The sequence below is a fragment of the Streptococcus mitis genome (assembly GCF_009496205.1).
In the GTDB taxonomy this organism is placed as follows: domain Bacteria; phylum Bacillota; class Bacilli; order Lactobacillales; family Streptococcaceae; genus Streptococcus; species Streptococcus mitis_BN.
Genome location: NZ_WIJO01000062.1, coordinates 1 through 10302 on the forward strand (window position 1 = coordinate 1; position 10302 = coordinate 10302).

Genomic DNA, 10302 nt, shown 5'->3' on the forward strand with positions numbered 1-10302 from the left:
TAGACTATATTGATTACTACAACAATAAACGAATTAAGGTAAAACTAAAAGGACTTAGCCCTGTACAATACAGAACTAAATCCTTCGGATAAATTAATTGTCTAACTTTTTGGGGTCAGTACATTTTTTTAAAAAATACCCCTGTTTTTTATTTGAAATTTCTCCTATCCCACCATGAATTAATAAAACCAAAACTCTAAAAAGTAAAACGAATCTATTAACATTTAAAAAATCAATAGGCAATGATGACACAACTGGCAACAAAAAATTAATTTCGGAAATTCCCCAGATTGATTCTTTTTCTTCTAGAATCATTGCTAAACGTTCTGCATAAAAAACTACATCAAAATGGTAGTTTCCATCTCTATATATAGTTGCAATTGTTCCGAACGGAACTACACCATTAAGATACTTGTAATATAAGTAAGAGTAATTACCTGTAGGTCTCTGTTTTCCTATATGAAATTTCTCAATATTTTTCCATTCATATATATTTTCAGATGGTATTCCTGTTTTTATGTACCATCTGCGAAACTCTAATTCTTTATCACATCGTACATATATACGGTGTGTAAATAAACCAATGCTTTGCAAAAAAGCTAAAGCATGATAAATCATCTCTTCCGGTTCTTTGCAATTCTTCACTAGAAATGATAAGCCAACTTCCATAGGGTTAGTCAATCTATTAATACCGACGCCATCTAACTTATTTGAAAAATATGATAGCTGTTTTGTTACATATTTTTCCACGCAGCCAGTTTCAGATAGCATATCAAACAAACTAATATGCTCTGAAATAGCAGACATATTAAAGATAGTCTCTGACCCTCTAGGTCTAACAACTTTACCTTCTTGTAGTTTTCGAAATCCATTTTCTTGACCATAAGAATAAAACTGTTTGATAATTTCAATTACGTCCATTTTTTTCTCTCATTAATTGGACATAGCCCTTTGTTTCTATTTTTGAATTTAAAAACGAGAACTCTCCGCACATTTTCTCATAAAAATTATTATAATCTTCTTTTGAAAAATCTCCTAAAATCTCTATTTCAAGATAAAATCCAAGACCATCAATCTGATCTAGATTAATCGTTTTATTTTCTAATACATCATGATAAGTCTTTCTATGTTTACTTATTGTAAAAATATTTGAAAAACCATCTTGCAAGATTTTCCTTACAAATTCTAATTTTTCAGATTCCAACTCTATTTCACTTTCACTCCACATTCCTTGTTTTATCGTATCTTTTCTTGTGAAAACACATGTCTTATCATCAGCTTCTTGACGAATTCTGTAAATAAAGCTACCTACCTCATCATTTTCAAATTCTCTTCCTTTTGTTTTAAAATATTCATCAACTTGCTTATTTTCACACTTAAATTTATAAGATTTTTCTAAATATGCAATAGCATTATTATAATCCCTCTCATCGTTAAGTTCAAATCTAACTTCTAATTCATTCATTAATTTTACCTCTCAATTCTTCAAAGGCTGAAGTCTCTTTAAATTCACTCAGTCTATAGTAAGTTTCTGGTGATGTTTTATGGACACAAAGCCTAATATTGTAATTACCAAGCAAATTTTCTAATCGTATTCCATAAAAATATTCACCACAATAAAAAATCGTTCCAGATGAACTTCCTTTGATATATTTCCTACTTATTTCAATACCATTTAACGAATCAAAAAAATTTCTAATCGCACTAATAGATTTTTCATTGTTTTCAACTTCGTTTAAGATTCTTATGGCAATGTTGCGACTACTAGCCCACTTCATCACCTCATAAGCTCTACCGAAATCTTCAGAGCTGGCTACAACAGTATTTATCTTTACAGGAACTCCTTTTCTACTTACATATTCTATTAGTTCTTTTAACTTCCGATGATTTTGCTCCACCCATCTATTAGAACGATTAACTTGAGTGTTGTACATTTCAACCGTATCTACCGCATGTAAACTAAAATTAATTCCATCTATTCCCGAAGATATTATCTTATCAAAAATCTCCTTTTTACCTCCAATTGAGGTCACCTTAACAACAAAATTATATTCTTTCAGTTTTTTAATAATTAAGTCAATATCTGGATGTAAACTAGGCTCACCACCTGTCAAATGTACCTCAGTAATATTTAAGGAATCTGTTAGATCAATAAAATCATTAAAAAATTTATCATTGAAAAAATCAATATTTTTTATTAATCTTTGTTCCCTACTACCTGTTCCTTCATTATGACACCACCAGCAGTTCCAATTACAGTTATCTGTCAGCTTTACCCTAATACTATTCAATGGAGTATATACGGAATCTTTTCTAGGTTTTATAAACTCTAATACACTCATTACAACCACCCCAGTTCTAGTGAATATCTTTTTCGATATTCAAACTTGTAACTCTAAATACTATAATTCCTTAACAGAACCCTAACTAAAAATTGTTTAATCAAAATAATTCTTCAAATCCAGTTTTTCAAGACTTATTTCTATACTAAAACAACATCTTCCCAGAACTTAAATAATTTCTTCATGATTAATCCTCCTTGATTATAAAAACTATTAGACCTACTGCCTAATGTTATTATATCACTAGCAGTTGGTCTAATAGTTTTTATCCCTAATTTGCAATTAGTTACTATTAAGTATTCTCTCAATATATTTTTCCCATCTATCTACTAAACTCATGCTTTCCAAGGTTTTCAGAAAGCCAATACACTTTCTCATCTCTAAAATATTACTCAATTCATTTGTCATCTTAAAATTGTAACAACTATCTATGAGGTGAAAAACTAATCTTTCATATAATTCTGTTTCATCAAAAAATAACTGGACTAATTGTTCTCTATAATAAGATGCATCAACTATATTATTTCTTTCTACGCTGAGGCTAAAAGCATTAAATAACATGCTGGTAATTAATCTTCTATGGGTCGGTAAATGTTTATAAAAATCAGTTCTCCTCACCATTTCCTTCGTTAATATCATAATACTTGATTGGCAAAAAATTTCCATTGTGGAGGAAAATAGCTCTAATTCATATTCACCCCAGATATCTATGCTGAATAAATAGTCTGATATAAAATCAATTTCTTCAGAAGTCACAATATTATCTTTCTCAATTTCTTGGAGTTTTAACTTAATTAAAATTATTGTTAATTTCTTACTTAATTTCTCCTCTTCTTTTTCTGTGAAATTAATGAGAAGTCGACTCAAAGCTGGACTGTTATTCTTATAAAAATAATTATTGATCTTATCAATCACCTCAAAATTACTCATCTTACGAAAACCACGCCCTAAATACATAAACTCTTCCAAAGATACGTCCAGTGTCTTTAAAACTGAAAGTAATTTACTGAGAGTAATATCTGTATATCCATTTTCAAAGCGAGATAACTGAGAGGTAGAAATCTTGTCATTAGCAACATTGTAAAGAGAGAGGCCCTTAGCTTCTCGAATTTTTTTTAAGATTTGTCCTAAATTTTTCATTGATTCCTCTCCTTGTTGCAGATTAGGGATGATTTCATATATAAGTAAGCCAATTAGTTTTCAAATATTCTAGATTTTAGTAAAGCTAAAATAGTATTTCTATTATTATATAAAAAATAAAGAGAAGTTTAGTGTGAAAAAACTTTTAAATTTTACATCAATATTGTTATTGATTATTGATTTTAGCATTATAGTGGAGGTTGAATCTTACCTGTACAGGTAAGCGATAATGTAGAAAGACACCTAAAAATGGTTGCTGCTTATTGAAGAGTTAGTTCCAATAGTAAGAATTAGAAAACAGTTATGAATCTCAAGTAAGACACTATATAGCCATCTCTACTCCTTAGTTTACAGCAAAAAATTGTGCTTAATTCTTATTGTTTTTGTAAAAAATCAGCGAACCCAATACTATTCCATTCAACAAGCCTAAAGAAATACCATATTCAACTGGAAAATCTAAAAAAATTGCAAATACTATTCCAATCATCACCCCTAGTGAGGCTGCTGTTGAAATTACATATTCATTTACTTTCTTCATTTTCTTTACACCTCATTTCCTTTTTGTATATAAGCTGTAGTACTCTCCACCAAGAGCCATTAAGTACTTATGATTTCCTGACTCAACAATCTTACCACCTTTCATTACAAAAATAATATCCGCATCCTTAATCGTTGACAATCTATGAGCTACAATTATTTGAGTACAGCCCTGACTTTTTATATACTTTGTTATTCTTTCCTCATTAATAGTGTCTAATGCACTAGTTGCTTCATCTAAAATTACAATACTAGGATTATTTATTAATGCACGTGCCAGTGCTATCCGTTGTCTTTGACCACCTGAAATATTTGAACCCATCTCTGAGATGATAGTATTAAATTTCATCGGCATAGCCATGATTTCATCATAGATTTGAACTGCTTTACAAATTTCCTCTATCTTTTGTGAAGTAACTTCGTGCTTTAAAGTTATGTTATCAAGAATACTTCTGTTCAATAAAAACGAATCTTGTGGAACTACTCCTAAATTTTGACTTAATATTTTTTTATCTATTTGATTAATATTTATACCATCAAATAAAACTTTTCCTGTATCAATCTTATATAATCCTGATAGTATTTTTAATAACGTACTTTTTCCTGACCCCGATTGACCGACTAGTGCAATTCTCTGTCCTGACTCAATAGTCAAATTTAAATTTTCTATTACAGGAGCTGAGTCTTTGGAATAAGAGAAAGATAGGTCCTTAATATCTATTCTACTTCAAACGTCTCTAAACTATACTCCGGAAAATAATTTAACCAATAATTAACCATACTATCCTTCATCATGTCCTCCAACCAGTACTAAGTCTTTAGATGATATCTAAAGACTTAGGTGTACACCTAAACATTTTATCCACCGATAATAATATCCATTACCAACAATAAAATTAGAGAATTTTTTAAAATTTTCTTCATATTTAGACTTCCTTTCAGTTTTTATTTATTGTACAATAAATAAAAATCAATTACTTTTTTGTTGGGAAAACGGGAAAATTATGAAATCAAAACTTGGTATAACACTCAGAAAAATTCGAAAAGGAAAGAAAATAAGTTTATCTTCAATTGCTGATAGTAATTTATCTAAATCTCAAATCTCTAGATTTGAACGTGGAGAATCAGAAATCTCTTGTATTAGATTAATCAATATTTTAGATAAATTACATATAACTTTGGATGAATTTATTATTCTTCATGACAATAACTCTACTAGAATTGGATCATTCGCTAACTTGGTGCAATATATTCGAAAACACTACTCCTCAAAAAATTTTGCTAGTATTATTGAATTACTATCAAACTCTTCAAGTTATAACTTGGGTCCTTATGAAAAGACAATGGTAAAATCGATTCTCTATACCACAAATAAAAGTTTTCTCCCCTCGGACGAGGAGTTATTACAGCTTACAGATTATCTTTTTAAAGTTGAAAACTGGGGTTACTATGAAATTATCCTATTAGGTAACTGTGTAAGAACAATTAATTATAACTCCTACTTCTTATTAACTATAGAAATGTTAAAAAATTATCTCTATTCAACATTAAATAAGACAAATAAACGGCTTGTTACACAATTAGCAATCAATTGCCTAATTGTTAGTATTGATAATGAAGAATTTCAAAATTGTAGTTTTCTAATCAAAGAAGTAAAAAAATTACTAAACAATGAATTGAACTATTATGAACAAACCGTCTTCTTATATACGTGTGGGTATTTTGAATTTAAGCGCAATCCTGCGAACGGAATCGAAAAGATGAAACAAGCACTTCAGGTATTTGAAATTCTAGGAGAACATAATATAAAAGCACAGTACCAAGAGCACTATGACAAATATATTAATCAATAACACAAGGATAGTTAATCTTTAACCACCATAGGATTAGTTCTTGTTATTCCAATAGTATTTCTGTACTAAATTTTTTATCAAAATCCTTATCATTCAGTACTTTTACAAACATTTCTAAATTTTTTATTAAGTTCTCATACTCATAAAGATAATGATTTAGCTCCTCTTGAAACGCTCTTATTTCTTCGCTTACTTGTTCTACTGTAATTGATTCTGGCAAATTTAATTTTGAAAAGTCATATCTTGCAAGCTTTCGACTGCTCACATCCTCACTCTTCAAATTGATAAGCACTTCCGCCATCTTATTTAAGTTGGCGATTTTTTCATTAATTTGATTTAGTTTTATATCTATCTCTGCTATTTCTTTTACTAACTCGTCTTTAATGTCTTGGTATTTCTTATCTACTTCAGTTAATTCAATGAAGAGGTTAATCTCAGTAATCTTTTCCTGTAGACTCTTAACTGTAGATCTTCTGTATGGTATTACTCGACTATCGTTGGTTAGCTGTCTTATCAATGTTCGTCCTTTGACATACTGATTCTTATCCGAATGTTCTTTGTTATATACAAAGTATGAAGTTGTCTCACGTATAAAAATTTTATATTTTGTCTGATTCTCTTCTTCTAGAGTATTTAATTGATAATTTGGAATGAAAATGAGAGCACTCTGCTTAATACCAAAAGACACTTTGATATAAATACCATCATCAACCAACTTCTCTATCTGATTATCCGTAAGTTCAATCTCAAACTCATGGATAGCATCTCGTTTTTCCTTGTATTTCTTGAAGACTTCCTCGATTTCTTCAGTGGATACTTTATCCTTATCTCGTTCTTCTTGGAAAGCATGGTACTGTGCCTGTAAATTCTCTAATCCTTCTGAAGTACCGACTTCCTTATTTTTAAAATAATCTTGAAAAAATTTGACGTCATATAATTTCTTATCACTTATTTTTTGATGACCTAAACTTATCTTTTGATTATCTTCTTCCAGGATAAAAGTTACATTTTTTTGTTTTAAGTCAATGGTTAGATTAAATTCTTTTGCTTTTGTTATTAACTCTTCTAAAGAATTGACACGGTTCAACAAAAATTCTAAACGACTTTCAATCTCTTGCTTAGCAAAATTCATTCTAAAAAATTCTTCATCATATAGATCTCGTTTGCTGAGTTGGCGTCCTCGAATTGGTTTTATCATCGTTCTATCTGTCATCAAAAAACGGCTATGCTTTTGACTAAAATCAATCTGAACATGCAACTGCTTTGCTTTCTCTAAAAAATCATCAAACGATTTAGATTGCTGCAGCAAAAAATAAAGACGTTGTTTCAATTCAAACTTATGACTAGATTCCCTATATTTTTTATAATCTCGATAGGAATAACGTTTCTCAATAATTTTTGCACCAGCCACTTTAGAAATACGGTCTGAAATCATACGGAGGTTTCGTTCCAAGGCATAGTTCCATATCAACTTTTTATCTGAATTGCGGTCAATAGCATTGATTAGGATGTGATTATGAACATGATCTTTGTCTGTATGAGTTGCTACGATAAACTTAAAACGACCTCCCGTCAATTCCATCATGGTCTCATAACCAATGCGGTTAATTTCTTCAGGTGTCAGATTATCTTCAGGAGAAAATGATTGAATGAGGTGATGAGCATGAATAGTTTGTTGGTGTTTTTCTTGTCGGTCGTTTCTGGATTCGTACAACTTGTCATTATTGCTGAAGTTGACATTGTACATCTCTACCATTTCTGCATGACTAGGGAAGTCCAAGTAATTGCTCATGCCAAAATCAGATACCAATTTCAAATTGTCCGTTTTATCAGGATTGAGAATATACTTAATTAAACGCCTACGATATTTTTTTCCGTGCGTCGCAAAATGTTTAGTAACTACCATGAAACTCCTTCAGTCTTTTCACCTCCACTTGAAATTCTTTGTCCACTTCCTTAATTAACTCTCCGACTCCTTTACTCAATTCTTGTAATTGGTCTTGAGAGATCAGATGGCTTTGATTAATCGCACGCGCAATTTGATTGATATTATTTCCAATCCGTCTCAATTCAAAAACTAACTGGTCATAAGTATCAGTGTTAATCGTGACAAATGACATATTGGGATTAAGCAAAACTTTTCTGGCATAGACTGAGAAATTTTGACAATTGCTCTTAGCAATCCGTTCATTCAATTGGTGTAATTCTGGATCAGTTAGAAATACTTTTTTGAGATTGGTACGATAGCGATAAACCATTACATCCTCCTAACCCATATATTTTTCACGGAACTCACGACTGAGTGGTTGCACTTGATTCACTTCTGCAATCAATTCTTGAACGCAAGTCAATAAGATTGAGACGTGCTCTTGAGTCACTTGATGATTTTCTCTTGCGACAACCAGAACTTCATACACATCTCGACTAATCTGTTCAAACTTTTGAGACTGCCAAAGGGAGAACCAACTATCAAAAATTCTATCTTGATAATTCTTTTTCAATAAATTTTGACGAAGAAATTCTGAGAAACTATCCACTTTTTGTTCCCTCATCATTTCTTTTATCTGTTTTTCTTCTTGTCTCGTAATTCTAAATTGCTTTCGGATTGACTTAATTTCTTGTCCCATTCTGATATCCCTTCAATATTCTACTTGTCTGACAGTGTAAGTCTACCTCACATTGTCAGTACGCTTCCTAAAGACCTCACTTGGTTCTTGTTCGGTCTTTGCGAGCTCAGATATTGTGTCCACAATATCCCAAAAATCATATCGCCAGCCTATCAAAACCTTCTAGTTTTGACAGCCAACGATAAGATAACTTGGTGGCTCCGCCCCCAAACCCCTAGTTAAAAATTTTTAGGAATGATATAAGGATAACAGGGAAGATTTGGAAAAGATATCACCGCGTTGAATAGAAAGTAAAAAAAAGAGAGCTGAATGCTCTCAATAAAACGGCTCTATACAAATTTGATTTTTTCTGGAGAACCAAGAGATGTAAATAGTATACTCTCTGTAAAGACATAGTTATGTTTAAAAATATAATCAATTAACATTCTAGTCGATTCTGGATAGTTTTTAAAATATTCTTTATAAGCTTCATCTCTATATATGACACTTTTCTCCATGACAGAACTATATGAGTTGTTAGCATTACAGCTTGATTCTATACAATATTTCATAACATATTGTGACAAACTTTCTGAGTCTACTCTAGTTTTATCTCCCTTTTTATCTAAATATTCAATAATTGTATTAATTGGTTCAATGATATAATGAGTTCGTCGAGCTTGTAAAATAATATCAGACCAGTTCTTTATATACTCTGGCGCTTGATTGCTTAAAAAATTTTTTAAATGTCTAAAAATAGACTCTATTAAACTAAATGTATAGAAACCATCAACTGGGAAATATGTTGCCAATACTGATTGACTTCCTAACCCGAGAAACATATTTCCAATATTTAAATAGTGAGCATCCAATACCTGAGTCTGACATGCTCCCAATATTGTGACAGCAGGTACAACTTTTATATTATTTTCTAACTCAATCATATCAATTTCATCATCGCCAATATGAAGTTTACCAATCTGATCTGTTTGATTTCTACTCACTTCAGGCATACTACCATGTCCATAGTAAATAAAAAAAGTTGAAGGGTTTTCATTCATCGTACGAATAAAATCAGTTTTATTTTTAACTTCATAGTAATTAACACAATGCTTAGGAAAATACTCTTTTAGTAGCTCTCCCAATTTTTTTCCATTTTTATATAATGTGTCATTAGGGTTAAGTGCATTAATAATTAAAAATGATACAGTAGCTTTTGGAATTTTTGTTAGTAAATTATGCTTTGCTGAGTTTACTAGCGTATTACCAGGAATAATTGGCAATCTGCTGATTGATTTTATTAAGCCCAGAGGAGTATCTTTATATTTAACCCATTCAATTGGTGCATCTGTAATGAATTTTATATGCTTCCCATATTTGACAAGTATATCAATAAACTCATCATCTAATGATAACTTTAACTTCTCAGATATTTTATGGAGATTATTATTAAATTTTTCAATTTCTGATAAATTGGCATTCTTCATTGTATTTTTAAACATATGGGAATACCAAACTGTTATGTCTTGCGAAGGTAAGTTAGGTAAACGCACATACGGAGATTTTGTATCTAGTGTAAAATTAAGGGATAAAGAATCTAAAATTGAGTTTTCTGAGGCTCTATCAGAAATGATTCTCAGCATCGTTTCGAAATCTTTGCCGCCCCCTATTCCATAATATCCTGAAAAATCATATATCTGCCTAAGAACAGGTTTAGATAGTCGTAACTGAAACTCTCTATTTAGTAAATCAACACTTGTTTTATTTACCATCGGCAACACAAATACCATATCTGTACGATAAACTATTTCGTCAGATTTTTCA

At 30.7% G+C, this 10302-nt stretch carries 11 protein-coding genes and 1 pseudogene; 2 read left to right on the plus strand and 10 right to left on the minus strand.

Translation table 11 applies throughout. From position 1 onward, the window contains the following. Window positions 1–92, plus strand: a 92-nt coding sequence (locus tag GEZ85_RS08820) for an IS3 family transposase (protein ID WP_138008867.1), incomplete at its 5' end; no start/stop codon positions are given. A 1-nt stretch (window position 93) separates the two neighbouring features. On the opposite strand, the gene GEZ85_RS10420 is transcribed toward GEZ85_RS08820, so the two are convergent. The 6 genes from GEZ85_RS10420 to GEZ85_RS08850 all read right to left on the minus strand — a co-directional run bounded on the left by GEZ85_RS10420 (window position 94) and on the right by GEZ85_RS08850 (window position 4674). Further along, a complete protein-coding gene (locus GEZ85_RS10420; RefSeq protein WP_228112220.1) occupies window positions 94–921 on the minus strand; it encodes a hypothetical protein in 828 nt (275 codons plus the stop codon). After that, window positions 908–1465, minus strand: a complete 558-nt coding sequence (locus GEZ85_RS08830) for a CYTH domain-containing protein (protein WP_153210158.1) — start codon at window positions 1463–1465, stop codon at window positions 908–910. The genes GEZ85_RS10420 and GEZ85_RS08830 overlap by 14 nt, the downstream gene beginning before the upstream one ends. Next, the gene (locus tag GEZ85_RS08835) at window positions 1458–2342 is read right to left on the minus strand and encodes a radical SAM protein (RefSeq protein ID WP_153210157.1); all 885 of its coding nucleotides are present in this window, start codon (window positions 2340–2342) and stop codon (window positions 1458–1460) included. The genes GEZ85_RS08830 and GEZ85_RS08835 overlap by 8 nt, the downstream gene beginning before the upstream one ends. 282 nt (window positions 2343–2624) lie before the next feature. Further along, complete coding sequence (locus tag GEZ85_RS08840; RefSeq protein ID WP_153214834.1) at window positions 2625–3482, minus strand: helix-turn-helix domain-containing protein; 858 nt, start codon at window positions 3480–3482, stop codon at window positions 2625–2627. Window positions 3483–3849: 367 nt separating this feature from the next. Further along, on the minus strand, window positions 3850–4020 hold the full coding sequence (locus GEZ85_RS08845) for a hypothetical protein (RefSeq protein WP_000757485.1): 171 nt from the start codon (window positions 4018–4020) through the stop codon (window positions 3850–3852). Between the two features lie 12 nt (window positions 4021–4032). Beyond that, window positions 4033–4674: an ATP-binding cassette domain-containing protein gene (locus tag GEZ85_RS08850; RefSeq protein WP_153210155.1), complete on the minus strand. Its 642-nt coding sequence runs from the start codon at window positions 4672–4674 to the stop codon at window positions 4033–4035. A gap of 349 nt (window positions 4675–5023) precedes the next feature. On the opposite strand from GEZ85_RS08850, the gene GEZ85_RS08855 reads away from it, so the two are divergent. Next, window positions 5024–5872, plus strand: a complete 849-nt coding sequence (locus tag GEZ85_RS08855; RefSeq protein ID WP_153214836.1) for a helix-turn-helix domain-containing protein — start codon at window positions 5024–5026, stop codon at window positions 5870–5872. A gap of 43 nt (window positions 5873–5915) precedes the next feature. On the opposite strand, the gene GEZ85_RS08860 is transcribed toward GEZ85_RS08855, so the two are convergent. The 4 genes and pseudogenes from GEZ85_RS08860 to GEZ85_RS10250 all read right to left on the minus strand — a co-directional run. Next, window positions 5916–7778 (minus strand): SAG1250 family conjugative relaxase, encoded by a 1863-nt coding sequence (locus GEZ85_RS08860; RefSeq protein ID WP_153214838.1) that lies wholly within the window; start codon window positions 7776–7778, stop codon window positions 5916–5918. Beyond that, complete coding sequence (gene mobC / locus GEZ85_RS08865) at window positions 7765–8130, minus strand: plasmid mobilization relaxosome protein MobC (RefSeq protein WP_000263039.1); 366 nt, start codon at window positions 8128–8130, stop codon at window positions 7765–7767. The genes GEZ85_RS08860 and mobC overlap by 14 nt, the downstream gene beginning before the upstream one ends. Window positions 8131–8139: 9 nt before the next feature. Beyond that, window positions 8140–8499: an SAG1252 family conjugative relaxosome accessory protein gene (locus GEZ85_RS08870; protein ID WP_153210050.1), complete on the minus strand. Its 360-nt coding sequence runs from the start codon at window positions 8497–8499 to the stop codon at window positions 8140–8142. Window positions 8500–8828: 329 nt separating this feature from the next. Then, window positions 8829–10302 (minus strand): annotated as a pseudogene (locus tag GEZ85_RS10250) (hypothetical protein); the annotation flags it as partial.

Coding starts and splice junctions, on each gene's coding strand:
- GEZ85_RS10420 (WP_228112220.1), bottom strand. CDS start 921: ATGGACGTAATTGAAATTATCAAACAGTTTTATTCTTATGGTCAAGAA.
- GEZ85_RS08830 (WP_153210158.1), bottom strand. CDS start 1,465: ATGAATGAATTAGAAGTTAGATTTGAACTTAACGATGAGAGGGATTAT.
- GEZ85_RS08835 (WP_153210157.1), bottom strand. CDS start 2,342: ATGAGTGTATTAGAGTTTATAAAACCTAGAAAAGATTCCGTATATACT.
- GEZ85_RS08840 (WP_153214834.1), bottom strand. CDS start 3,482: ATGAAAAATTTAGGACAAATCTTAAAAAAAATTCGAGAAGCTAAGGGC.
- GEZ85_RS08845 (WP_000757485.1), bottom strand. CDS start 4,020: ATGAAGAAAGTAAATGAATATGTAATTTCAACAGCAGCCTCACTAGGG.
- GEZ85_RS08855 (WP_153214836.1), top strand. CDS start 5,024: ATGAAATCAAAACTTGGTATAACACTCAGAAAAATTCGAAAAGGAAAG.
- GEZ85_RS08860 (WP_153214838.1), bottom strand. CDS start 7,778: ATGGTAGTTACTAAACATTTTGCGACGCACGGAAAAAAATATCGTAGG.
- mobC (WP_000263039.1), bottom strand. CDS start 8,130: ATGGTTTATCGCTATCGTACCAATCTCAAAAAAGTATTTCTAACTGAT.
- GEZ85_RS08870 (WP_153210050.1), bottom strand. CDS start 8,499: ATGGGACAAGAAATTAAGTCAATCCGAAAGCAATTTAGAATTACGAGA.